We start from the raw sequence: 24,517 nt of genomic DNA, 5'->3' as shown, positions 1-24,517 counted from the left end.
GAGGTTGGAGATGTTTAGTTTTTTAGAAAAAAATCCATTCTTCTTTACTTTGGCGTTTTTATTTGTGTTTTCTATTGCTGGATTAGTTGAGATTTTGCCTAATTTCTTTAAATCCGCTCGCCCCATTGAAGGCTTGCGTCCTTATAGTGTTTTAGAGATGGCTGGAAGACAAATCTATATGAAAGAGGGTTGTTATAATTGCCACTCGCAACTTATTCGCCCTTTTCAAGCTGAAGTGGATAGATATGGTGCGTATAGTTTGAGTGGGGAGTATGCCTATGACAGACCTTTCTTATGGGGTTCAAAAAGAATTGGCCCTGATTTGCATAGGGTAGGGGATTATCGCACCACTGATTGGCATGAAAAACATATGCTTAACCCACAAAGCGTTGTACCTCATAGTATTATGCCAGCCTATCAACACTTGTTTAAGAAAAAAAGTGATTTTGAAACCGCTTATGCTGACGCTTTAACCCAAAAGAAAGTTTTTGGTGTGCCTTATGACACAGAAAATGGCGTGAAACTAGGCACTTTAGAAGAGGCTAAAAAAGCGTATTTAGAAGAAGCTAAGAAAATCACAACAGACATGAAGGATAAGCGAGTGTTAGAAGCGATTCAAAGGGGCGAAGTGCCAGAAATTGTAGCCTTGATTGCTTATTTAAATAGCTTGGGTAACTCTAGGATTAATACGAAGTAAGGGGGTAGATTATGGATTTAGAAAGTGTGAGAGCCTTTGCTTATGTGTTTTTTACCATCCTTTTTACGCTCTTTCTTTACGCTTATATTTTTAGCATGTATAGGAAGCAAAAAAAGGGTGTAGTGGATTATGAGCGGTACGGATACTTGGTGTTGAATGATGCCTTAGAAGATGAGTTAATTGAACCACGCCATAAGAGAGTTTATGGTAATAGCACAAAGGAAAGTTGAAATGGATTTTTTAAACGACCATATAAATGTTTTTGGCTTAATTGCAGCACTTGTGATTTTAGTGCTAACCATCTATGAATCTAGCTCGCTCATCAAAGAAATGCGTGATAGCAAATCTCAAGGCGAACTAGTGGATAATGGGCATTTATTTGATGGGATAGGAGAATTTGCTAACAATATTCCTGTAGGTTGGGTTGTTAGCTTTATGTGTTTGATTGTATATGCTTTTTGGTATTTATTTTTTGGATATCCACTCAATAGTTTTTCTCAAATTGGGCAATATAATGAAGAGGTCAAAGCCCACAATCAAAAATTTGAAGCAAAATGGAAGAATTTGGGGCAAAAGGAATTAGTGGATATGGGTCAAGGCATCTTTTTAGTCCATTGTTCACAATGCCATGGCGTAACGGCTGAAGGCTTGCATGGAAACGCCCAAAACTTAGTGCGATGGGGTAAAGAAGAAGGCATTATGGATACTATCAAGCATGGTTCTAAGGGCATGAATTATCTCGCTGGTGAAATGCCTGCTATGGAGTTAGAAGAAAAAGACGCTAAAGCGATTGCAAGTTATGTTATGGCAGAAATTTCTAGTGTCAAAAAGACCAAAAATCCCCAGCTTATTGATAAGGGTAAGGAATTGTTTGAGAGCATGGGTTGTGCAGGTTGTCATGGAAATGATGGCAAGGGCTTGCAAGATAACCAAGTTTTTGCAGCAAACTTGACTACTTATGGCACAGAGAGTTTTTTACGAAATGTGCTTACACAGGGTAAAAAAGGTCATATAGGGCATATGCCATCATTTAAGTATAAAAACTTTAGCGATTTACAAGTTAAGGCATTAGCGGAATTTATCCAATCGTTACAGCCTTTAGAAGACTAAAAGGAAAACTCATGAAATTTTTGAACGGACTAGCAGGAAATTTACTCATTGTGGTAGTTTTATTATGCGTGGTGGTCTTTTTTGCTTGCAAAGCTATTAGCATTCAAAAAGAGCAAGCCACGAATTATTACCGCTACAAGGATATAAGCACTTTAGAGATGAAAAACGCTCAAAACCACGATAATTATGAATTAGTCAATCAAGGGAGTCAACAATGAAATTCACTACTTTAGAAAAAATCTTAGCTTTAATGATAGTAACGACCATTTTGATGACCGCTATTATTTCTTTTGTGCCTAATTTATTCCTATTTAGCACATGAAGAGCCTATTCCTTCTAGCATGTTTAGCCTTTGTAAATTTTTCATGGGCTAATGGGCTTTCTTATGTTTTTAATAATTCAAAGGGGCGTTTGGTAGAAAAGAGTGTTTCGTTCATAGAGAGCGTTTCTAAAGAGCTTTACCAAAAAACAGGTGTCAGTTTTGTCATTGATATGACCGATTTTGAAAGAAACCCTACAACTTTAATGAGCAAAGAAGAACGCCAAGCTTACCAAGAGAGTTTTTTAAAACAACTCAACCCCCCCTTTGTAGCATTCTTTTTTTACTACGACGCTAAGAAATTAGAATTAGTCGCTAAGCCTAAGGACTTGTTAGACACTGATGCAATCTTTTTTGAAAAAATCGCCCCCTTATTGCCCACAAATGCCAAGGAATACACTAATTCTAGGATTTCAGCCATGCTTTTGAATGGCTATTCAGTCGCTGTGGATAACTTAGCTCAAAAATACCATATCAACATGACACAGAATTTTGACGCTGACAAGGGAGCAACCTTTTTAAAGGTGGCGGTTTATATTTTATTACTCACGCTTTTAGGTGTATTTTTTGGGGTTTATTTTTTTAAAAAATCTTAGAGAGAAAATCATGAAAGAAAAAAACTTTTGGCCTTTGGGGATTATGAGCGTATTAATAGGGGGCATGGGAATTGTAGTCGCTTTGGTGGTGTTTGCCTTAAAGCATTCGCCTAAAAATGACTTAGTGTATTTTAAAAGCCATAATGAAGTGGATTTAAATTTTAATGCTATGTTTAAGACCTATGAAAATTTTAAAGCTAGCTATTATTTTTTAGTGGATTTAAAGCCCCTTACAGCAAGCTCCAAAACCCCCATTTTGCCCTATTTTTCTAAAGGCACGCATGGGGATAAACAACTTCAAGAAAAAATGCTCCAAAACGCCCTTATTTTAAGCAAGTCTAACACTCTCTACATAGAGTTACAACAAATTGAGCCTAATCTAGGTCTAAAGGAACTTCAAGTCTATCTCGCTACCTATCCTAGCAAAGCCCCCCCTAGATTACTTAGCACGGTTGTTTGCGAGCATGCATGCAAGCCTTTAGTGGGATTTGATTTGCTAGAGAGCGATAAACTAGGGCGTTATAAAATCCTATTTAAACTCATTTTTAAGAATAAAGAAGAGCTAATCTTAGAGCAACTAGCTCTTTTTAAGAGCTAAGATGACTCTTATCGCCTAGATTTTAATTTTTCAAGCAAATAAAATTAAAAGATTTTTTCAACTACAAACAAAAATAGGCGTTAATAACGCCCTATTTTAATCCTTAAACTCCCAAACTCATTAAAAATGCAAGCACCAGTTTTTTTCAATCCCCCTAAACGAATCGTCTGACACTAACAATAAATCTTAAGGGTCGTTTATAGCGAATTTGAATGCCTTAAAAAAATCTCTTTTGGGTTAATTGATGTTAGTATAGATAAAAATCTTGTGTTTTGCCTTAAAAAAGTTTGCAAATCTATAAAGTTTGTCTCCAAGTGGTTATAATAAGATTATGGATTTTTTAAAAGTTTTAAAACATGATGCTTTAGAGCAAATAGGCAATATTGTTGTAACCAATCTTTTATTAACGCTCATTATTCTAGCGATTTGTTTTTTCTCTCAAAGCACAGAAGAAACAACCATGCTTACTCTAAGTTATACGCTCTTTTTTATTTTAGGGGCGTTTTTATTGAGTGCGATAATTTTAGGGGCGATTAAAAATCTCAATGCCAAGCTTTTTTCTAAAAGGGGGGTTTTAAGCTTTTCTTTACCCATTAGCATTGATATGTTGTTATTGCCTAAGGTTTTACTTCCTATAGGTTTTTTTATCTTAAGTTTGTTGTGGTTTATTCTAAGCGTGCGTTTGGGCTATCATCTTTTCACTAATACGCAATCTAGCGTGCTATTTATCTTATATAGTGCGTTAAAAGTCTTTGTCTTAAACCCCACTAAAATGGTAGGCATTATGTTATTTTTAGGGCTTGTTTTAATGAAGTTTTTGTTTGTTCTAAGCGTGCTAAACACGAACAAAATCAAAAAAGCCCGCTTTTTACTAGGGGGGTTATTATTCATTCTTGTGGGGGTTATTTTGGAAATGGCGTTTAATGCGTTTTTGCCCTTAATGAGTTCAAATTTAAGCATGAATGAGGGGTTTTATTATTTCTTACAGCAACAAGAATTAGAAGAAGAAAAATACTATCTCTTATGGGGAGTGGATTTTTTAAAAATCCTTTTATTGTATGGTGTGAGCCGATATTTACTCACACATAAATTAGAGCTAGACTAAGAAAAGCGGTATTTAAAATATTCATCAGTGAGTAAGCAATCTTTCGTTTTTATTAAGCTAGGATAAAAGCCGTGTTGATAGCCTAACTCAAAAAGCTTGTCTATGGCTAAAATCTGCGTTTCATTCAAGCGTGTTGAAGTCTCATTAGCATACAAGCTTAGATAGGTTTGTAATTGCTCCTTACTTACCCGAACTAAAGAACGCTCTATTAACATATCAGAGAGTAAATCTTGGTGTTTTAGGGCTACTTCAATGGCTTGAATCAAAGCCTTTTTAATCAAAATTGCCCGATATAGTGGAATAGAGCGTCTAATCGCCATGCCCCCTAAAGGCAGGGGCAAATCAACTTTGATAAATTCTTTCCAAATATCCCATAATTCTTTTTCCACTTCTAGTTCGTTATGAAAATCTAAGATATTTTCATGGATTAACACCCCTGCATGCACTATTCCTTCAAGCACCGCTTTTTCAATGTCTAAGAAATTCATATAGGTAATGCGGGCGTGTTTGTAATAGAGCTTGAATAATAGGGCGTTTGTAGTATGCTCCCCACTCAAAGCAACTCTAAAATCTTTTTTTAATCTCACGCCCTTTTTTTTCACTAATTTGGGTCCATAGCCATTTCCAAAGCTAGTTGCTGTAGGGAGCAAGGCATAATCATTAGCAATTTTAGGATACAGCCCAAAGCTAATCGCACTCACATCATAAGTGTTTTTCAAAGCTTCTTGGTTTAAGGTTTCAATATCTAGGGCAGTATTTTGAAAACTTTTATGTTTAATGGGGCAATTTATCCAGCCAAACTTAATGGCATAATACATAAAAATATCATCAGCATCAGGGCTATGAGCGATACTAATCAAAGCGACTTCCTTTATGAGTGGGGTAAGTTCTCTTATTATAATAGATTTTAGGCTAGGATTTGATAGAATAAGAAAAACAAAATTATTTAAGGCGATTTTATGGCGATAGATGAAGACAAACAAAAAGCGATTTCTTTAGCGATTAAACAAATTGATAAGGTTTTTGGTAAGGGGGCGTTGGTAAGATTAGGCGATAAGCAAGTAGAAAAGATTGATGCCATTTCTACCGGCTCATTAGGATTAGATTTAGCTTTAGGGATTGGGGGAATTCCGAAGGGTAGAATTATTGAAGTGTATGGGCCAGAATCAAGCGGAAAGACCACTTTGAGCTTACACATCATTGCAGAGTGCCAAAAAAATGGGGGCGTGTGCGCGTTTATTGATGCTGAGCATGCCCTAGATGTGCATTATGCGAAGAGACTTGGCGTAGATATTGAAAATTTGCTAGTCTCTCAGCCAGATACAGGCGAGCAAGCCCTAGAAATTTTAGAGACTATCACTAGAAGTGGGGCGATTGATTTGGTGGTAGTGGATTCTGTAGCCGCACTCACGCCTAAAGCAGAGATTGATGGGGATATGGGAGACCAGCATGTGGGCTTACAAGCAAGGCTTATGAGTCATGCATTAAGAAAAATCACCGGCGTGTTACACAAAATGAATACCACACTAATTTTTATCAATCAAATTAGAATGAAAATTGGCATGATGGGTTATGGAAGTCCAGAGACTACAACAGGGGGGAATGCCTTAAAATTTTATGCGAGCGTGAGAATTGATATTAGAAGAATTGCCGCTCTTAAACAAAACGAACAGCATATCGGTAATAGAGCGAAAGCCAAAGTGGTAAAAAATAAAGTCGCTCCGCCTTTTAGAGAAGCGGAATTTGACATTATGTTTGGGGAAGGGATTTCTAAAGAAGGCGAAATTATTGATTATGGCGTGAAACTAGATATTGTGGATAAGAGTGGGGCATGGCTAAGTTATCAAGATAAAAAGCTAGGGCAGGGTAGAGAAAATGCTAAGGCTTTATTGAAAGAAGATAAAGTCCTAGCGAATGAAATCATTCTTAAGATTAAAGAGAGTATTGGCACTACTGAAGAGATTATGCCCTTACCTGATGAACCTTTAGATGAAATGGAATAAATAAGAAATAAAAAGAAGAAATAAGATTAAAGGATTTTGAGTGATAAGCATTAAAGATATTTCTGCTTTGGAAGTTATGGATAGTAGGGGTAATCCTACCATTCAAGCAACCATTACACTAAGTGATAATACCAAAGCCAGTGCGATTGTGCCTAGTGGGGCAAGCACAGGTAAAAGAGAGGCTTTGGAATTAAGAGATAATGATAAAACACGCTTTTTAGGTAAAGGCGTGTTAAAGGCATGTGAAAATGTCAATCGTGTGATTAAAGATAATTTAGTAGGGCTTGATGCGTTTAATCAAGCTTTAGTAGATAAGGTTTTAAAAGAATTAGACAACACGCCTAATTATTCTAACTTAGGGGCGAACGCCACTTTGGGCGTTTCTATGGCATTAGCAAGGGCTAGTGCGAAGTCTTTAAACATGCCTTTGTATCGCTATTTAGGGGGGGCTAACGCTTTAACTTTGCCTGTGCCTATGCTTAATATCATTAATGGCGGAACGCATGCAAATAATTCTATAGACTTTCAAGAATACATGATTATGCCTTTAGGTTTTGAGAGTTTTAAAGAAGCTTTAAGGGCAAGTGCAGAAGTTTATCAGGTGCTTAAAAAACTCCTAGATGAGAAAAATCAGCTTACAAGCGTGGGCGATGAAGGGGGCTTTGCACCTAATTTTAAAAATAATGTAGAACCTTTAGAAGTTATTTCTCAAGCCATTGAAAAAGCCGGTTACAAACTAGGTGAAGAGATAGCGCTTGCTTTAGATGTGGCTAGTAGTGAATTGGTAGATGAAAAAGGTCATTATCATTTAAAGGGCGAAGATAGAGTTTTAAATGTGCATGAACTAGTCGCCTACTATGAAGAATTAGTTTCAAAATACCCGATTGTGTCTATTGAAGATGGTTTGAGTGAAGATGATTGGAAAGGGTGGGAATTTTTAAGTAAAGAGCTAGGGCATAAAATCCAGCTAGTGGGCGATGATTTGTTTGTAACTAATGCGAGTATCTTAAAAAAAGGCATTGAAAAAAATATTGCGAATGCGATTTTGATTAAGCCTAATCAAATTGGCACCATTAGCGAGACTTTAGAAACGATTAGATTAGCTAAATTGCATGCATATAAATGCGTGATGAGCCATAGGAGTGGGGAGAGTGAAGATAGCTTTATTGCTGATTTTGCTGTGGCATTAAATACCGGAGAAATTAAAACCGGCTCAACTGCAAGAAGTGAAAGAATCGCTAAATACAACCGCCTTTTAGAAATTGAGCATGAACTAAAAGAAGGCATTTATTTGGGTAAAGAGCTGTTTAAAAATGGTTGAGAGCCTTTTTGAAAGTGATGTATTAAAAGACAATAAAGCACGAGATTTTTTCTATAGCAATCGTTCTCTTATTGTCTTTTTTCTCTTATTGCTTGGGTTTGGGTATTATTTGGGCAATTTGCTTTTTGGGGTTTCGTCTTTAGAGACTTATTTGGATTTAAAAGACAAGCACAAGCACTTGCAACAAGAAATCACAGAATTGCAAAGTAAGAATGCACGATTGCAGAAGCGTTTGTTTGAGTTGAGAGAGTTACGACCTAGAGATTAAGGAAACTGAGTGTTTGCAAAAAAGATGATAAGTTTTGTTATGACTTGTTGTGTGTTATTAGCTAGAGACAATCCTTTTGAGCCTGAAATAACTTCCAAAAATATGCAAGGGGGTTTTAGTGGGACTTATGATGATTACTTTAAAGAAATCAGTGTAGATTTGCCCACAAGTGCTAGGATTTTAAAACAAATCACGCTTACCTATCAAGATATTGATGGTTCCATCCATTCTCAAGTGGTGGATATTGATAAAGGAATTGATTGGCATTACCCTTTAAAACTCTCTCAATACACCTTTAATCAAACTAAAATTGAAAAACGCTATCAAATTCAAGATTTTGATTTTTCAATTACAAACAACACTATGATTTTACGCTCCCCTTATAAAGTCTTACGCTCTTTTGTGCTGGTTAAACCCTATAGAATTGTTCTGGATGTCCAAAAAGGCGCTTCAGACATCTATAAAAATTTGAGTTTGAAACAGAAATTTTTTTCTCAAATTAGAGTTGGAACGCATAATAATTATTATCGTATCACGCTCGTTTTAGATGGAAAATACAACTACGCCTTAAAAGAAAAAGATGGGGCGTATGAATTGCAATTGAAATAGGGCATGGAACATCTTGTATTAATTGGCTTTATGGGAAGCGGTAAAAGCTCGTTAGCTCAAGAATTAGGGCTTATCTTGAAACTAGAAGTGCTAGATACAGACATGCTTATTAGCGAAAGAGTGGGTCTAAATATCAAAGAAATTTTTGAAAAATTTGGCGAAGATAATTTTAGAATGCTTGAAAGAAATTTAATTGATGAGCTTAAGAGCCTTAAAACCCCCCATATTATTTCTACCGGTGGGGGAATTATTATGCATGATAATTTTAAGGGCTTAGGCACAACTTTTTATTTAAAAATTGATTTTGAGTCTCTTATAAAGCGTTTGAGTGCACATGAGAGAAACAAACGCCCCCTTTTAAAAAATCTCACCCAAGCGAAAGAGCTTTTTGAAAGCCGACAAGGTCTTTATGAAGAAAACGCTTCATTTATCATTAATGCTAGATGCGGTTTAAAAAACTCTTTAGAACAAGTGCTACAATTATACAAACTTGTTTGAAGGATATTTGATGTTAAGTAGAGATATTATCCAGTATTCTAAGATTCGCACTGAGCTATATGCCTACCTTACCTATTTGTTTACGCACAATCTTCGTAACCACCTTCCAGAAATCACTTTGGATTACTTAATCAAGCAAATCAGCAAGATGAATGCTGAAATCAAAATGTCAAAGAGCTTTTTTGTTTTAGATTCTAAGGGCATGTTAGTGCTTATGCCGAGCCATTTTAAAAAGCAAGGGCGTAAGGAAGGGTTGCTAGAGCATGATTTGCTAGAAGGCATTGAATTAGAGCCTAATGCTAGTTTTAGCGATAAATATTATTTTTATCAAGCCGTGAATGAGAAGCGCTGCATACTAACTGACCCCTATCCTTCTAGAAAGGGAAATCATTTGATTGTGAGTGCGTCTTATCCGGTGTATGACCAAAATAATGAGTTAATGTTTGTAGTGTGTTTGCAAATTCCTCTAAGAGTAGCGATTGCCATTAGTTCGCCTTCAAAATATTTCAAAGCCTTTAGTGAGGGAAGCATGGTCATGTATTTTATGATTTCTGTCATGCTCACTTTAGTGTCGTTACTCTTATTTGTGAAATGTATTTCTAGCTTTGCAACAGCGATTGTTAATTTTAGCAGTTTTGATATTAAAGAAGTCTTCCACCCCATTGTGCTTTTAACCTTAGCCTTAGCTACCTTTGACTTGGTGAAAGCGATTTTTGAAGAAGAAGTATTGGGCAAGAATAGTGGGGATAACCACCACGCTATCCATCGCACCATGATTAGGTTTTTAGGCTCTATCATTATCGCACTAGCGATTGAAGCTCTCATGCTTGTGTTTAAATTCAGTGTGAGTGAACCTGATAAAATCACTTATGCGGTGTATTTAGCCATAGGCGTGGCGGTGCTTTTAATTAGTTTAGCTATTTATGTTAAATTCGCTTATAGTGTGTTGCCTAAACGAGAACGCTAAGAGTGTGTAAAAAGGGTTTTTTAAGCCCTTTAATCTAGCATTTTTTAATTTTTTTACCCTTTTTTGTTTTTTTTGTATAATCTATTTACTAATCATTTAATCAAAAAGGGATAGAAGCGAGAAAAAATAAAATCATTTTGGGTCTAGCCTTCATTTCTAGTTTGAGTCATGCTGAAAGTAATGGGTTTTTTATGAGTAAATGGGACAAGTTGATCGCACGCTTTATGCTCCACAACCCTTAGGGGTTAAGGGGGACAAAGGCGATAGGGGGGAACAAGGCATTCTGGGTGAGCCAGGTCGCGGTCTAAGGGCTACTGAAGCTAAGGCTCTTTTATCTAACGCTATTAATGATATATCCGCTATTTTAACACAGATGAAAAATTCTAGCGGGACTTTTGATTTTCCTACCAAAATAGGTTCAAAGACCTATTCTATAAGCCAATCATTGATTGCTTTTGAAAACCAAGTAGACCTTATGAAAAAAGCCATTGCAACTTTATCACATACGCCCCGAACACAACCAAGTATGAAAATCATTCAAGGTTAACTAAAAAACACACAAGAATTACTCAGTCAATTCCAAAGTTACCTAGTGCCACCTAAAATTACAGACACAAATTCTGGCGCACTTACCACAAATGATTTGCACAAGCAAATCGCCTATTCAGATTTAGCTTTACTTTTAGCTTATGTGGGGCGTTTGCAAGACCAGCTTAATTTATTGGATGCTAATTATGTTGTACAATTAGGCATTGATTATGTGTTCTATACTCTAGAAGTATCCAAACCAGTTAATACTGCGAGATTAGCCAGCGTGAGCCAACAAAATAACTCTGCGATGCCAAGTTTAATGCCTATCATTACCCCAAGCACCATAGGTTCTTCTACTACAGCCCTTTTATATGGCATAGGCACTAAAATTGGTTACAAGCAATTTTTTGGAGCGACTAAGTATTTTGGTTTGCGTTATTACGCGTTTTTTGATTATTGTCATGCGAATTTTGCAAGTCAAAATGCAATGGATTTGTTTGGTTATGGGGGTGGAATAGATGCTTTATGTAATGTGTTTGAGAGAAGAAGGTGTTCGTTTGGTTTGTTTCTTGGAGTGGCTTTAGGTGGGGTTACTTATAAGAGCAGTGAAGCATCAAGGCTTATTAGCATTGCTAAAAGCCTTTCACATGCAAAAGTGATGCCTAGCTACGCTCAGGCACTTTTTGATTTTGGTTTGCACACCAATATTGACAAGCATAATAGTATAGAAATGGGGATTAAAATTCCTATCATTAAGGGGTATTATTTCAAGGATTATCCTAGTGGCACAAATCTCACTTACAAACGCCAATATGCATTCTACTTAGCTTACACTTATAACTTTTAAATTTAGAGAGACAAAACACTTTGATTGTTTTTTAAAATAAAGGGTTATGGTTCATCAATAATTAGTTATAGGTTTTGGTAAGCTTGTTTTTTAGGCGTGCTAGGAGTTTATTAAATCCAAAAAAGATGTATTCTATGAGAGTTTTTACATTTAGTATGGGCAAAAGAAATTCAAAGGATTGTTGCTTATTTTTAAGACTTAGCGCTTCGGTGACTTGTTTGAGAAATCGCATGGAATATTCAGCACAAAAAGGCGTGTTTAAAAGAGTGTCATGCCACTCTTTAGAGCATGGAGATGTGGGCAAAATCCAAGGCTTTCTGTCAAAATAAAAATGTAACATCACTATCTCTTGTTGGTTGGGGATAAAGGATTGATTATGAATCATATAGGGGTGGGTATTATAGATGTAGGGTAATACCAAGACTTTTTTATAGCTCGCAAGAGTTAAGATATCTTGTTCGGGGCAGAACACACTTTGCCCCTTTTGATAAACTAAGTCCATTAATCGTTTTTCCAAATTATCAACACGCCATAGTTTCAAATTAACGATTAAAAATCCAACATTGTAATTATGCTCTAAAATGATTTGCAAATCTTCTTTGGCAAGGTAATGCTCATAGAGAGAAAAGGTAGCGCGTGGGGTTTTTTCTCTTATATTGTGAAAATGTTTGAGACTCTTTGGGGAAGAAAAATCCTTAGTGGCTCCAAAATAATATTCTTCTATGGGGATAAAAAAGCTTTCGCTTATATCATTTAAAAACAAAGTGTCTACATCAAACATTAGGATTTTTTCGTATGGGGAAAAGAGTGAAGCCAAAAACAAGCGGCACACAACCATTTTAGAAAAGCGGGTTTTAGCATAAATATTGAGCTGTGAGAAAGCTTGATTGATTTTATCAGTCACAGAAGGCTCTATTGATGCAACACAAGAAGATTGATGAGCTGAAATATCTAAAAATTCTATGCTAGAAAAATGGCTAAAACAAGCTATGGTTTGTTGTAGTTTCTCTGTATTTTCTACGCTCAAATGATCCACTAAGCAATGGATTTTATAAAAAAGCTTTTGATTATCTCTTTCTTTTTTGGCATGCTCTAGCATGGAATATAAACTCACACCAGCTGGAATACAATAATTATCATCAAAGGCTACAACAATAGGAATGACCACGCTCATCTTTTGTTACTCTCTTGTTTCCCAACTATGTAGGCTCAAAGCCCAATATTTTGTTTGGTATTCTTAGAAAATTAAATCAAAGAATTTTATTCAGTTGAGTAATATTATACTATAATAACATAATTAGATTGGAGTTTTTACTTTGGTGGGGTTTTATTGAATTCAGATGCCTTTTGGAGTTTAGACTTATAGTTTTTAAGGAATACAATGATAAACAGCCGGACTAAAAAATTGGTTTTTATGTTGATGGTAGTGGTAGGTTGCCTTAGTGGTTTGATGGCTACAACAGGTGAGGGGTATCTTAAGAAAGGTAATGAAGCCCTTAAGAATGGAAATTATCAGCAAGCGGTATCTTTTTACAAGAGAGGTTGTAATTTGAGAGTGGGTGTTAGTTGCACGACTTTAGGCTCTATGTATGAGGATGGCGATGGTGTGGAGCAGGATTTTTCAAGGGCTGTTGATTACTATAAGAGGGGTTGTAGTCTGAAAGACAATCTTAGTTGTGCTAGCCTAGGTTCTATGTATGAGGATGGCGATGGGGTGGAAAAAGACTTTTCAAGGGCGATGTCCTACTATAGAAGGGGTTGCCATCTTATGGGTGGAGTGAGCTGTGGTGGTTTAGGTTTTATGTATTTTAATGGTGTGGGTGTCGAGCAGGACTATTCTAAGGCCTTTTATTATGCTCAGAAAGCATGCAGATTGGATTATGGGATTAGTTGTAATCTTGTGGGGCATATGTATAGAAACGGAAAAGGTGTAGAAAAAGATTTAAAAAAAGCTCTCGCGAGTTTCAAAAGAGGTTGCCATTTAAAGAATGGGGCAAGTTGTGTGGGCTTGGGCTACATGTATGAGACCGGTATACATGTGGGCAAAAATGAACAGCAAGCCATGGCTCTTTATAAAAAGGGTTGCCATTTAAAGGATGGAAGTGGTTGTCATAATGTTGCGGCTATGTATTTCAATGGTAAGGGTGCCACAAAAGATTTGCCTAAAGCGGCTTCATTTTACAAAGAAGGGTGTTCTTTGGGCTTTAGTAGTAGTTGCAAGATGTTAGAAATGATTCATAATAAGCATTAGATATTAGTAGTAAGTCCTTTTTTGGGGGGCGAGCGAGTAGGAAAAAGGTTCTTTTAGAGCTTAGTTTTGAAGTCTAGGCTCTTCTTTTATTCAATATTTGTATAAAGTGCCACCACATCATCATCATCTTCAATTCTATCTAGCAATTTTTCAGTTAATTCCATTTGCTCATCATTCAATTCAATAGGGCTTGTAGCAACGCGTTGCAAACCAGCTTTTAAGATAGGTAGATTCAAGCTTTCAAACCCTTCATTTAAAAGTTTAAAACTATTATAATCCCCCTTAACAATAATCTTATCTTCTATTTCTTCTAATTCTTCTAAACCATAATCAATTAAGGCGAGTTCTAAATCTTCAAGGCTTAATTTCAGATTTTCTACTTCGCTCTTCAAACATTCAAACACGCTTTTTCTGTTAAACATAAACTCTAAAGAGCCATTAGGCACAATACTTGCCCCTTGAGTTTTATTGAAATAGCTTTTGAGATTAGCAATGGTTCTAGTAGGGTTATCTGTCATGCACTCCATAACAATTAGCACACCAAAATTTGCCTTGCCTTCATAAGTGATTTCGCTTAAATTACCCTCTTTACTCGTGGCTCTTTTAATGGCTGCATCAATATTGTCTTTAGGCATGTTTTGTGCCTTAGCATTCAAAATGGCTGTGCGAAGCTTTGCGTTAGTAGTTGGGTCTCCCCCACCTTCTTTTGCCGCTAGAGTGATAGCTTTAGCAAGTTTAGGAAAAATCTTACTCATCTTATCCCAGCGTTTTTCTTTAGCGGCTCGTCTGTATTCAAATGCTCTTCCCATTTAATTCCTTTCTTAATAAAATTGCTACTTCTTTGGCATGATAGCTAATAATAATATCTGCGCCCGCTCTTTTAAAGCAAGTCATCGTTTCTAATAAAGTGTTTTCATAATTAATTAAGTTGTGCTTTTGAGCGAGTTTTAACATCGCATATTCCCCACTCACATTATACGCCGCTAAGGGTAGTAAAGTATGATTTCTAATTTCTCTAACAATATCTAAATACGCTAAAGCGGGCTTTACCATTAAAATATCCGCCCCTTGCTTTTCATCTTCCAAGCTTTCTAAAAGGGCTTCTTTTCTGTTGGCATAGTTCATTTGATAGCTTTTTCTATCCCCAAAACTAGGCGTGGAGTTTGCCACATCTCTAAAAGGCCCATAATAGCTACTAGCAAATTTAGTAGAATAGCTCATAATAGGCATATGCGAAAAACCTGCACCATCTAGGGCTTTTCTTAAACTTAGCACATTCCCATCCATCATGTTGCTTGGAGCAAGCAAATCTATCCCACTTTCTGCTAAGATTATCCCTTGAGCGTTTAAAATCTCTAGCGTTTTATCGTTATTAACACAGCCATTTTCTAAAATCCCACAATGCCCATGCTCTGTGTATTCGCAAAAGCACAAATCCGCCACAATTACAAGATTAGGAAATCGTTTTTTAATTTCTCTAGTCGCTCTTGCTACAATGTGATTTTCATTTAAGGCATGGCTACCTAGCGTGTCTTTTTCTTTAGGTATGCCAAAAAGTAAGATTGCATTTATACCTAAACTTTGTAATTCTTCGCACTCTTTTAAAACATGTTCAATACTCATTTGATACACTTCAGGCATAGAGCTAATCTCGTTTTTAATATTATTGCCTTCTATGACAAATAAGGGGGCGATAAAATCTTTAATGTTTAATCTGATTTCTGTTACTAAATCTCTTAAATTTTGATTAGAACGCATACGGCGTAGTCTCTTAAACATCGTCTCTCTTTATTAAAAAAATTAAACTCTTAGCTTTTAGTTCCAAAATTGACTTCTTCTATCTTTTTGATTTTTTCTGGGGGGGGGGGGGTAACTGCTTCTTCATTGTCTTCTAAGTCGCAAAAATTATTGAAAACACAATCATGAATGCTAAAACAATTTTTCCCTTTGCTGTAATGATAACTCAATTCCAACCCCATAGCTTCTAAGGCATTTTTAATAATATACATGCCAAGTCCAAAACCATGGGCTTCGCTAGGATTAGCAGCTTTAAAATAAGGCTGTAGGTATTTTTCAAAATCTTCTTTTAAAGGCTCTCCATAATTAGAAACGACCAAGTCATTTCCTATGAAATCTATACAAACCTGTTTGTCATCGCTGTATTTGATAGCATTGTCTATCATGTTTTTTAGCACGATAGAAAACAGGTCAAAGTCCGCTTCAATAATGTAGTGTGAAGAAGATAAATGGATAGGGCTTTCTTTAGTCTCATCAATTAAAAGCATTTTTTCAACCCTATCCATTAAATCACTCATTAAAAATTTTTCTTTATTGCTCGTATAATTTTTAGAAGCGAGTTGTTCAATACGAGCGAATTGCTCAATCAACATGTTAAGGCGGTCAAAGATAGATGTGAAGCGTTTTTGAAACAACTCTTCTTCTAGCATAGCGGTGAGTATTTTACCTTTAGCAATAGGCGTGCGTAATTCATGCATGATAGAGCGTAAGAATAAAACCCGTGATTCATTCATGGCATTGATTTTTTGAATACAATTGTCAAATTCGTTAGCTAAATCTCCTATTTCATCTTTTTGGTCGCTTTTACAGATAACCTCTTTATCGCCCTTAGCAAAGCGATGCACTTGCATGCGTAACTCTCTTAAGGGCAACAAGCTTTGTAAAACAAATAAAAAGAGTAGTAAAATGAGTAGTAAACCTGCTGTAATCGCAAAGAAATAATTTCTGTATGAAATGGAATGCAAGTCTTTATAAAGCACAAAATGTTCGTTCTTTTTTAAAAGGATAAAAACCTTATCGCTGAATTTAAACACCTCCGCATGCCCTATTTCTCTATGGCGTAAAATTTGACTGCGTCTCTTAGCTAAAATTTTTTCTAAATTATCTATCGTGGTTTCTCTAAATCCGATTTTATAGAGATAGTCCTCTACGGTTCCATAATCAGAGTAGTTATTCAAAATCTCATTAATCGTGGTAACAAATTGATAGTGGCGCATTTCGTTTTGATGGCTTTCATGATTCATTTGAGAATACACAAAGTAGTAAGCGAACGCCCCAAAACTAAAGAGCGTTATCAAAAATAAAATGATGACTTTAGAAAAGATAGAAAAACGCAAAGCCCCTTACTCCTTAATTCTGAACTGGCATTAATATTCTAGTTTATAGCCAATTCCCCTAACGGAAATAATGTATTGTGGTTGTTTGGGGTTTTTCTCAATTTTAGCACGCAAACGACCAATAATCACATCAATACTCTTATTAGAGCTTTCAGGGTTAATGCTTTCGCTCTCTATGGCGATAGATTCACGACTGAATACATAGCCCTTCTTGCTAATCAATAAAGAAAGGATTTCGTATTCCGCTCTGGTTAAGTCTAGCTTCTTTTCATGCATATAGACTTCTCGGCTATCCTTATCCACTCTAAAGACACTCAAATCGCCTTGTTCATTGCTCTCTTCTTTTTTGCTAGAGCGTCTGAGTAGAGATTGAATACGGGCTAATAATTCCTTAGGGTCATAGGGCTTAGGAATATAATCATCAGCCCCATAATCTAACGCTTTAATTTTATCTTCTACATCACTCCTTGCCGAAGAAATAATAATAGGGATATGTTTTTGTTTGGAAATGCGTCTGCACACTTCTAAGCCATCTAAATTAGGCAAGGTTAAATCCAATAAAAGCAAATCATAATTTTGTGTGTTAGCCGCACTAATGCCGGTATATGGCTCATCATAATTAGTTACATGAATGCCATGTTGAGATAAAAATTCGCTCAAAAATTCGGCTAATTCAATATCATCTTCTATCATTAAAACTTCTACCATGTTTAGCTAACTCCTTCATTATATTTGAATTTTATAAGTCTTTAAAACCACAAACTTTGATTTCATAATGTTATTAAAAATTTAATTCTAACACTTTCTTACTAAAGATAACCTAAAAACAAAAAGCTAAAAAGACTTAGCACTCTTTAGGCTCTTGTTCTAAAAATTCCAAACGCTTCTCAAGCACGCTCAATTGATATTCTAAAAAATGCACCACCAAATCCAAACGCTCTATGGCTTCTTGTGGCTCTAAGGCTTGCATTCCTTTAAATAGTACTAGGGTTCTGTCTAATAAATCTTTTAAAAAAACTTGCTCGTTTGAAACGCAAGTTTTCTCGGAAGTCTCTGTTATGGTTTCTTCTATAATTTTTTCTTGTGTTTCTTCTTCTTTTTCCATCTTTTGATTAGTTTTAGAGACACTTTCTTGTTCTAAGGTGGTATTTGTTGTTTCATTTGTATTTTGTGCGTTTTGCAAGCAAGGGGGCGTTTTGAAAAATGACGACACCTTTTTAGTAACATCAAATTCGTCATCTATGGTTTTAGCCACTTTTTGAATTTCATTAAGGGTTTCTGAAATAATATTTTTTAATTCCATTCTACAAGCCATTTTTCTAAAGTATTTAAGCTCAAACCACTTCCTTTGATAAAGTTTAAATAGTGTTCTTCTAGGGTCGGATTTAAGACTGGCTCAAAGTCTTTTTTGAGATAAGCATGAGTGTTTTCATTAGTGCTTTCAGTATCTTTGGGAACTTTTGCCAAGCGTTCCACATGTTTTAAAGCTTCTTTATGGTTAGGATTTTTTTTTAAAATGTTGGTATAAATTTGTAACGCTTCTTCTTGAAATCCCTGTTCTTCATAAATGTTAGCGAGCGTGATTGTTTCTAATTGCATGGTGTTTCTCTTTTTAAAATAGTCATTTAAAAGAATACTCTATCTTACTTAAAGCTATAATTAATTCAAGCTCTTAGACCCTAACTTAGTGCGCAGAAAACTAAAAGCGGGCAAAGGGGCTGGCAAACGCACTAGATTGACATTCCCACTATGGATAGTTTCTAATTCGGTGTTATTTTCTAAAAGAATTTTATACAGCACCAAGTAATAGCGCTTTTCAAATGCATAAATTTTGCCAATCTCATTGACAATGGGCGTGATAGTGGCGTTTTTTGGGGCGATGATTTCATAGGCGATGTTGGTGGTAGTGGTGAATTTGCATGCAAAAAAGTGTCCATCTTCAGTAATCTCGCCATTAACTTGGTAATCTCCCTCACTAATGGCTGTTTGGTGGTTTTGTGTATCAAGCCTTTCAAAGGGTCTTCGCATTAAATAGCCATCGGTAAAGCCCCTATTTTTAAGCGTGTTCAATTCATCAGCATAGAAATTAGGGCGATGGATATTGTGATAAAAATCATCAATAGCCAAGCGATAAATGCGTGTGGTTTGTGCGGCATAATAATCAGACTTAGTGCGCCCTTCAATTTTAAGTGCGCTAATGGCATTAGAGCTTAGAATTTCAGCAATATGACTTGATAAATTTAAATCTTTGGCATTGAAAATATGTGTGCCTACACCCTCTTCTTCAACAAGTCTCATCATTACGCCATTATCGGGGTTTCTCACATAATATTCATAATCAAATCTGCAATCATTCGCACAACTGCCACGATTTGGCACACGCCCACTTTGTAAGGCTGAAATCAAGCAACGCCCAGAAAATGCAAAGCACATGCTCCCATGCACAAAGATTTCTAATTCTAAATTAGGCAACGCTTTTTTAATCTCAATGGCATCATTTAGGCTTAATTCTCTCGCACACACAATGCGCTTAACCCCCATATCATAAAACACTTGCGCATCAAGCACATTTAAAACATTTGCTTGTGTAGATAAGTGGATAGGAATGTTTGGAGCGATTTTTTGAGCTAATCTTACAACACCAGGAGTAGCGATGATAAAAGCATCAGGATTAAGCTCTGCCATTTTAGAAATATGCTCTTCTAAGAGTTTGAGTTGGGCGTTAAAAGGAAAGCCATTAATCGTGGCATAGACTTTTTTATTTAAGCTGTGGGCGTAGTCAATCCCTTCCTTAAATGAATCCAAAGTAAATTCTTTGCTCGCACGATTGCGTAAGGAAAAATGACTTACTCCCCCATAAACCGCATCGGCACCATAATTCAAAGCGATTTTAAGTTTTTTTAAATTACCCGCTGGAGAGAGCAATTCAGCAATTTTATTCAAAATTACTTAGCTCCAAAAGAAGCAATTAAGGCTTCAATATCATCAGCGCTCGCTAAATCTTCTTTTTCATCACCAGCGATATAAGTGGCAGAACTCACACGCTTAGAATCATCAATCTTGCCCTCAAATAAAGAGTTCATATACTGACTAAGTGCACGCATGACATTAACGACCCTTTCAATCTTTTGGCGATGAATGTCTTGAAACTGCATAATATCCATAGCTTGCATGGAGCCATCAGAACATCCTTCAGCTTCTTCTTTAATGGTTTTGAGAGAGGTTAACATTTCTTGTTGCTCTTCTAAGGCGTTTTTAAAAGCTTCAATGCTAGGAAAATTGGTATGTAAATTCTCAAAAATCTCTTGGTGTTTTTTTAGGGGTTCTTGGATTTTTTTCACCATTTTAACGATTTTATCTGCACCCGCACCAATTAAATCTAATTGGTCAAAAATCTGTGTTGCTTTAGCCTCAGAATCTCTTGTAACATCATCTAATTGATGCACGATTTTATGCTCTTCAGTAGGGGGAGGTGGTGGCCACTCATTAGGGCTAATCTTACCATATTTTTCAGCATCTTCTTTTTTGACAGTCATTTTTTCACTATCTTTAGAGTCTTCTTCTTGTGAATCGTTATGAGAATTGTTGGTGGATTCTTTTATGTCATCTAAGCTCTCTAGGTTGCCACCATTCATTAAAGCATCTAGTTCTTCTTGTGTCATTTTTAATTCCTCACATAAAATCGCATTTTATCAAAGCATTCCATATTCGTAGCCAATTGCTGTAATTCTAGCATACTTAAGCTTTAGCTATCAAAACACCCTCTAAAATTTCATCAATATCGCCATCTAAAATCGCCTCTACATTGCTATAGGCACTATTTGAGCGAGCGTCCTTGACTTGCTGATAGGGGGCTAGAACATAGCTTCTAATTTGATGTCCCCAGCCAATTTCGCTTTTTTCTTCGTTTTTGGCACTATTTTGTTGTTTTTCTAATTCTAATTCATAAAGTTTAGATTTAAGCATTTTTAAAGCGCTCGCCTTGTTCTTGTGCTGACTTCTGTCATTTTGACATTGCACCACAATGCCTGTTGGAAAATGCGTGATTCTTACTGCACTCTCTGTCTTATTGACATGTTGACCGCCCGCCCCACTAGCCCTATAATAATCATAACGCACATCTTTTTCATCAATTTCTATATCAATACCATCATCTAATTCTGGGCTAATTTGCACGCTTGCAAAACTTGTATGGCGTTTGGCATTCGCATCAAAGGGTGAGATTCTAACTAACCTATGCACCCCGCTTTCATTTTTCAAATAGCCATAAGCGTTTTCGCCTTTAATGATAAAAGCTACCCCTTTAATACCCGCCTCTTCGCCATCTTGATAGTCTAAAATCTCGCTTTTAAAGCCCCTTCTTTCTGCCCATCTCAAATACATGCGATATAAAATGCTCGCCCAATCTTGACTCTCAGTCCCCCCAGCACCCGGCTGAATGGTAATAATGGCGTTTGAGTTATCATTTTCACCACTAAGCATGACTTCAATCTCTACTTTTTGAACGCTGTGTTCTAAGTCTTGGGCTTCTTCATAAAGTAAGGATAGGGTAGCTTCATCGTTGTCATTTTGAGCGAGCTCAAATAATTCTAGGCTTTCATCTAAAGCGTTTTGGGTTTTTTGATAGGTTTCTAGCAAACGAGTCAAACGCACCTTTTCTTTATTGATGTCTCTAGCTTTCAAAGCGTCTTGCCAAAAATTAGGGTCTTCTTGCTCTTTTTGAATGCGTTCTAATTCTTGCTTAATCTCATCAGGTTTGATGATTTGAGCGATATTGTCGCATTTGTTTTGTAAGCTTTTTAATAATTCACTATAGGTATAGTTATCCACAGACAGAACCTTTTAAGTAGGGGTTTTTCAGAATCACATAATTATATCATTTTGAATGTATAAGTGTAAGAATTAGGATTTGGATAAATTAAGGGGTTAATTTTCAAACCTTAAAATTTCAATTTCGCCCTGAACTAATTCTACTCCTTCATCAATTAAAGCGATTGTATCAGCCTGTGCTAGAGCTTGAATGGCTCCGGCTTCATAATGATTATTATTGTAGGGAATGAATTTGTTTTCTAAATAGTTGCCTAAAATCAAGTGCGTGCGTTTGCCTTTAAGCTTTAGGGGGGCATTAATTTTAGCCTTGAAGGTTTTTAACCCAAAGTCTTTGTTTAAGGATAGTCGCTCTAGTAGGGGTAAAATCAAAGTGCGTAAAACTAATAAGCAACTCAAAGGATTACCGGGTAAGCCCACAACAATACTTGTATCAAGCTGAGCTAAAGTTATGGGTTTTCCGGGTTTGAGATTGACTTTTTCATAATGAAATAGGGCGTTTTTTTCTTTCAAAGCGTCTTTAAAAAAGTCTTTATCCCCCACACTCACTCCTGCACTTGAAAGGATAACATCATAGTCTTGTAATTCAAGTTGTTTGAGCTGTAAGTCTTTATCATCTTTTAAAATGCCTAAAAAATGCGTGTTATAGTTTTTAAGCATGTTAAAAATACTTACTGAATTGACATCATAAATTTGGTGTTCTAAGGCGTTTTGCCCTAAAGGCACTAATTCATCGCCACTACTGAATAGGGCGATTTTTAATTTTCTAAACACTTTGATTTCTCTTAATCCTTGAGATGCAATGAGTGCGATATGCCCATAATTCAAATGGGTATTTTTGGTTACTAGAACGCTGTTTAAGGAAGCGTTTTCGCCCTTTAAACGGATATTAGCATTAGTTTTGAAGTCTTTGGGAGCTAGGGCGAAATTTTTATCGCTCTCTAGCATGCATTCTATAGGAATGATAGTTTCTACGCCCTTTGGCACCATAGCTCCGGTCATAATTTTAACGCATTCATTCTCTTTGATTTCTAAAGAGCTTGAATTTTCTCCAGCAAAGATGTGTTTAATGACTTTAGTTTTTTTGCCTAAATCTTGTGTTTTAAAACCATAGCCATCCATGGCACTTTGATTAAATTTGGGCAAAGCATGGGTGCAAATAATATCATTGGCTAGAACACGCCCTACGCTTTCAAATAAAGAGATAGTCTCTATTTCTAAGGGTTTTAGGGGAATGCTAGAGTTGATTTTTAGGGCTTCTTTAAAACTAATCATGTTTTATCCTTTAAAATATTTTGCTAATCGTGCTAAAGGCTAGGCTGATTTCATCTTTAAAACGCCCCATGATAGCAAAAGTGATTAAAATAATGCCGACAAACGCAACCGCAATTTTAACTGGAAAACCGATAGCAAGTAGGTTGAATTGGGGGTGTGTTTTCATAATCATGCCAAAAATAATATCGCTCAATAGCACTAAGCACAAAATAGGAAACGCCATAGAAAATCCTATCACAAAGAGATGTGAAAAGGCTTTCACAATGCTTTTAGCTAACTCAGGTTCAAAAATAAATTGCCCTAAAGGAACAGCCTTTAGACTATGCTCCACAAATAAAATAATTTTGTGGTGGAAAGACAAGTCTAGTAAAATCAAAATCGCTAATAATAAAAGGGCTTGTCCTACAATAGGTTTTTGTGAGCCAGAAATGGGGTCATAAGCACTTGCCATAGTGAGTCCCATAGAAAAGCTAATGCTATCGGTTGCAAACACTAAGCTTGAAAAGACTATCTGTAAGAAGATAGATGCACACACCCCTAAAAATAGCTCACATAAGCATGCAATGATAAAACTCTCAGGCGTGTAAGTGAAGCTTGAAAACGCTAAACTGGGGTAAAAAATCGCACTCACATACAGGCTCAAGGCTCCACGCACCGATAATGGCACTAAATTATTTTCAAAAAAAGGGAAAAAAGATAGCACACCGCTAACCCTTAAAAACAATAAGAAAAAGTCCTTGATATGGGGGCTATTGAGCTCTTGTAAAAAATCTGTCATTTAGGTTCTTGCTGTTCTTTTAGGATAAAAAAGTAATGTGTTAGCATAATGGTTTGTAATAAAGTTGCAAAGAAGTTGAAAAAAGGGATTAAACAAAAGAGATAACAAAAAAACGAAAAACGATAATGCTTGAGTTTGTGCTGTTTGAGTAATTTTTGATAATCTTTAGCGTTAAAAATAGAGCTTCCTATATCCAAATTCATCGTGTTTTTGAAGAAGAGAAAATGTGGAATCATAGAAAAAAAGATACCGATAAGGGGAATGAAGTATAAGGGCGTTAAAAGTGCCATAAAGAAAAGCATAAGAATTAATGCTTTGATAAAATGCTTGGTAGAAAAAAGGGTTGAGCCAAAACTTTCTAAAACGATGTGAGAATAATATTTTTGATGTAAGTAAGAGACAACCAAGGGGGTATAAAAAATAGACATAAAAATATTAGTGATTAAGCTTAAAAGAATCACTATCCAAAAGATAAGCACATACACTAATATCTTAAGAACCCATGCAAACAAACTTGCAAAAATGCCTTGAGAATGGGTATAAGCACTCAAGGATTGGGGTAGCAAACTTTCAAAATAGCTAACGATATTATCATTGTAGTAGTAAAAAATAGCTCCAAAAAACGCTATGGCTACAACTAAGGGAGCAAGATTAAGAATAAGCATTCTAATGCTTAGAAAATCTTTAGAGCTTTTAGAAAGAATAGACAAATAGGAAACCATTGAATGAAGCCCCACTTTTAACTTGACTTTAAGGGGTAATTTAAGCATAAAGTTCCTTAAT

General features: G+C 36.0%; 30 protein-coding genes. 16 read left to right on the top strand and 14 right to left on the bottom strand.

The features are described from left to right. Positions 1–10: 10 nt before the first annotated feature. The 7 genes from ccoO (at position 11) to HCD_RS03245 (ending at position 4,425) form a co-directional block, all read left to right on the top strand. Positions 11–697, top strand: coding sequence for a cytochrome-c oxidase, cbb3-type subunit II (ccoO, locus tag HCD_RS03275; protein ID WP_014659169.1), 687 nt, complete (start codon positions 11–13; stop codon positions 695–697). Positions 698–708: 11 nt separating this feature from the next. Continuing rightward, entirely contained in the window at positions 709–927 is a 219-nt protein-coding gene (locus HCD_RS03270) for a cytochrome c oxidase, cbb3-type, CcoQ subunit (RefSeq protein ID WP_014659168.1), read from the top strand. 1 nt (position 928) lies between these two features. Beyond that, entirely contained in the window at positions 929–1,807 is an 879-nt protein-coding gene (ccoP, locus tag HCD_RS03265) for a cytochrome-c oxidase, cbb3-type subunit III (RefSeq protein WP_014659167.1), read from the top strand. A gap of 11 nt (positions 1,808–1,818) precedes the next feature. Further along, positions 1,819–2,025 carry a DUF4006 family protein gene (locus tag HCD_RS03260; RefSeq protein ID WP_014659166.1) on the top strand — a complete coding sequence of 69 codons (207 nt, stop codon included), beginning with the start codon at positions 1,819–1,821 and terminating at the stop codon, positions 2,023–2,025. A gap of 100 nt (positions 2,026–2,125) precedes the next feature. After that, positions 2,126–2,722: a hypothetical protein gene (locus HCD_RS03255; protein WP_014659164.1), complete on the top strand. Its 597-nt coding sequence runs from the start codon at positions 2,126–2,128 to the stop codon at positions 2,720–2,722. 10 nt (positions 2,723–2,732) lie between these two features. After that, on the top strand, positions 2,733–3,320 hold the full coding sequence (locus HCD_RS03250) for a hypothetical protein (RefSeq protein ID WP_014659163.1): 588 nt from the start codon (positions 2,733–2,735) through the stop codon (positions 3,318–3,320). Positions 3,321–3,651: 331 nt separating this feature from the next. Then, positions 3,652–4,425, top strand: coding sequence for a hypothetical protein (locus tag HCD_RS03245; RefSeq protein WP_014659162.1), 774 nt, complete (start codon positions 3,652–3,654; stop codon positions 4,423–4,425). Here HCD_RS03245 and HCD_RS03240 read toward each other — a convergent pair. Further along, the gene (locus tag HCD_RS03240) at positions 4,422–5,285 is read right to left on the bottom strand and encodes a menaquinone biosynthesis family protein (RefSeq protein ID WP_014659161.1); all 864 of its coding nucleotides are present in this window, start codon (positions 5,283–5,285) and stop codon (positions 4,422–4,424) included. The genes HCD_RS03245 and HCD_RS03240 overlap by 4 nt on opposite strands. Positions 5,286–5,384: 99 nt before the next feature. Between HCD_RS03240 and recA the strand changes: the two genes are divergently transcribed. The 8 genes from recA to HCD_RS08755 all read left to right on the top strand — a co-directional run bounded on the left by recA (position 5,385) and on the right by HCD_RS08755 (position 11,469). Then, positions 5,385–6,428 carry a recombinase RecA gene (gene recA, locus HCD_RS03235; RefSeq protein WP_014659160.1) on the top strand — a complete coding sequence of 348 codons (1,044 nt, stop codon included), beginning with the start codon at positions 5,385–5,387 and terminating at the stop codon, positions 6,426–6,428. A gap of 40 nt (positions 6,429–6,468) precedes the next feature. Further along, a complete protein-coding gene (gene eno / locus HCD_RS03230; protein ID WP_014659159.1) occupies positions 6,469–7,749 on the top strand; it encodes a phosphopyruvate hydratase in 1,281 nt (426 codons plus the stop codon). After that, entirely contained in the window at positions 7,742–8,017 is a 276-nt protein-coding gene (locus HCD_RS03225; RefSeq protein ID WP_014659158.1) for a hypothetical protein, read from the top strand. Before eno ends, HCD_RS03225 begins: the two co-directional genes overlap by 8 nt. 24 nt (positions 8,018–8,041) lie before the next feature. Then, entirely contained in the window at positions 8,042–8,626 is a 585-nt protein-coding gene (locus tag HCD_RS03220) for an AMIN domain-containing protein (protein WP_041594887.1), read from the top strand. A gap of 3 nt (positions 8,627–8,629) precedes the next feature. Continuing rightward, complete coding sequence (locus HCD_RS03215) at positions 8,630–9,124, top strand: shikimate kinase (protein ID WP_014659156.1); 495 nt, start codon at positions 8,630–8,632, stop codon at positions 9,122–9,124. 10 nt (positions 9,125–9,134) lie between these two features. Further along, complete coding sequence (locus HCD_RS03210; RefSeq protein ID WP_014659155.1) at positions 9,135–10,091, top strand: PDC sensor domain-containing protein; 957 nt, start codon at positions 9,135–9,137, stop codon at positions 10,089–10,091. Between the two features lie 199 nt (positions 10,092–10,290). Then, positions 10,291–10,638, top strand: coding sequence for a hypothetical protein (locus HCD_RS03205; protein WP_014659154.1), 348 nt, complete (start codon positions 10,291–10,293; stop codon positions 10,636–10,638). Positions 10,639–10,683: 45 nt separating this feature from the next. Continuing rightward, on the top strand, positions 10,684–11,469 hold the full coding sequence (locus HCD_RS08755) for an outer membrane protein (protein ID WP_014659153.1): 786 nt from the start codon (positions 10,684–10,686) through the stop codon (positions 11,467–11,469). Positions 11,470–11,530: 61 nt separating this feature from the next. On the opposite strand, the gene HCD_RS03195 is transcribed toward HCD_RS08755, so the two are convergent. After that, entirely contained in the window at positions 11,531–12,643 is a 1,113-nt protein-coding gene (locus HCD_RS03195; RefSeq protein WP_014659152.1) for a glycosyltransferase family 8 protein, read from the bottom strand. Positions 12,644–12,850: 207 nt separating this feature from the next. Between HCD_RS03195 and HCD_RS03190 the strand changes: the two genes are divergently transcribed. Then, positions 12,851–13,720, top strand: a complete 870-nt coding sequence (locus tag HCD_RS03190) for a tetratricopeptide repeat protein (RefSeq protein WP_014659151.1) — start codon at positions 12,851–12,853, stop codon at positions 13,718–13,720. 86 nt (positions 13,721–13,806) lie between these two features. Here HCD_RS03190 and HCD_RS03185 read toward each other — a convergent pair whose 3' ends face one another. From HCD_RS03185 to HCD_RS03130, 12 genes are all read right to left on the bottom strand, one after another. Then, positions 13,807–14,529, bottom strand: coding sequence for a YebC/PmpR family DNA-binding transcriptional regulator (locus HCD_RS03185; RefSeq protein ID WP_014659150.1), 723 nt, complete (start codon positions 14,527–14,529; stop codon positions 13,807–13,809). Beyond that, on the bottom strand, positions 14,513–15,499 hold the full coding sequence (hemB, locus tag HCD_RS03180; protein WP_014659149.1) for a porphobilinogen synthase: 987 nt from the start codon (positions 15,497–15,499) through the stop codon (positions 14,513–14,515). The genes HCD_RS03185 and hemB overlap by 17 nt, the downstream gene beginning before the upstream one ends. 29 nt (positions 15,500–15,528) lie before the next feature. Beyond that, positions 15,529–16,854, bottom strand: a complete 1,326-nt coding sequence (gene arsS, locus HCD_RS03175) for an acid-sensing histidine kinase ArsS (RefSeq protein ID WP_014659148.1) — start codon at positions 16,852–16,854, stop codon at positions 15,529–15,531. Positions 16,855–16,884: 30 nt separating this feature from the next. After that, positions 16,885–17,562 carry an acid response regulator transcription factor ArsR gene (gene arsR, locus HCD_RS03170; protein WP_014659147.1) on the bottom strand — a complete coding sequence of 226 codons (678 nt, stop codon included), beginning with the start codon at positions 17,560–17,562 and terminating at the stop codon, positions 16,885–16,887. A gap of 136 nt (positions 17,563–17,698) precedes the next feature. Beyond that, a complete protein-coding gene (locus HCD_RS03165) occupies positions 17,699–18,157 on the bottom strand; it encodes a CiaD-like domain-containing protein (RefSeq protein ID WP_014659146.1) in 459 nt (152 codons plus the stop codon). After that, complete coding sequence (locus HCD_RS03160; protein WP_014659145.1) at positions 18,148–18,453, bottom strand: tetratricopeptide repeat protein; 306 nt, start codon at positions 18,451–18,453, stop codon at positions 18,148–18,150. Before HCD_RS03160 ends, HCD_RS03165 begins: the two co-directional genes overlap by 10 nt. Before the next feature lie 60 nt (positions 18,454–18,513). Further along, positions 18,514–19,797, bottom strand: a complete 1,284-nt coding sequence (locus tag HCD_RS03155) for a peptidase U32 family protein (RefSeq protein ID WP_014659144.1) — start codon at positions 19,795–19,797, stop codon at positions 18,514–18,516. Positions 19,798–19,799: 2 nt separating this feature from the next. After that, positions 19,800–20,516 (bottom strand): protein phosphatase CheZ, encoded by a 717-nt coding sequence (gene cheZ, locus HCD_RS03150; protein ID WP_014659143.1) that lies wholly within the window; start codon positions 20,514–20,516, stop codon positions 19,800–19,802. Positions 20,517–20,592: 76 nt separating this feature from the next. After that, a complete protein-coding gene (gene prfB, locus HCD_RS03145; protein ID WP_014659142.1) occupies positions 20,593–21,684 on the bottom strand; it encodes a peptide chain release factor 2 in 1,092 nt (363 codons plus the stop codon). 96 nt (positions 21,685–21,780) lie between these two features. Further along, positions 21,781–22,956 (bottom strand): molybdopterin molybdotransferase MoeA, encoded by a 1,176-nt coding sequence (locus tag HCD_RS03140; protein WP_014659141.1) that lies wholly within the window; start codon positions 22,954–22,956, stop codon positions 21,781–21,783. A gap of 10 nt (positions 22,957–22,966) precedes the next feature. Next, positions 22,967–23,734 carry a flagellar biosynthetic protein FliR gene (fliR, locus tag HCD_RS03135; RefSeq protein WP_014659140.1) on the bottom strand — a complete coding sequence of 256 codons (768 nt, stop codon included), beginning with the start codon at positions 23,732–23,734 and terminating at the stop codon, positions 22,967–22,969. Next, the gene (locus HCD_RS03130; protein WP_014659139.1) at positions 23,731–24,456 is read right to left on the bottom strand and encodes an EI24 domain-containing protein; all 726 of its coding nucleotides are present in this window, start codon (positions 24,454–24,456) and stop codon (positions 23,731–23,733) included. Before HCD_RS03130 ends, fliR begins: the two co-directional genes overlap by 4 nt. Positions 24,457–24,517 lie beyond the last annotated feature (61 nt).

Origin of the sequence: Helicobacter cetorum MIT 99-5656 (assembly GCF_000259275.1) — a bacterium.
Lineage (GTDB): Bacteria > Campylobacterota > Campylobacteria > Campylobacterales > Helicobacteraceae > Helicobacter > Helicobacter cetorum.
The sequence above is the reverse complement of the archived record's forward strand: the minus strand, read 5'-3'. Positions and strand labels throughout refer to the sequence as shown.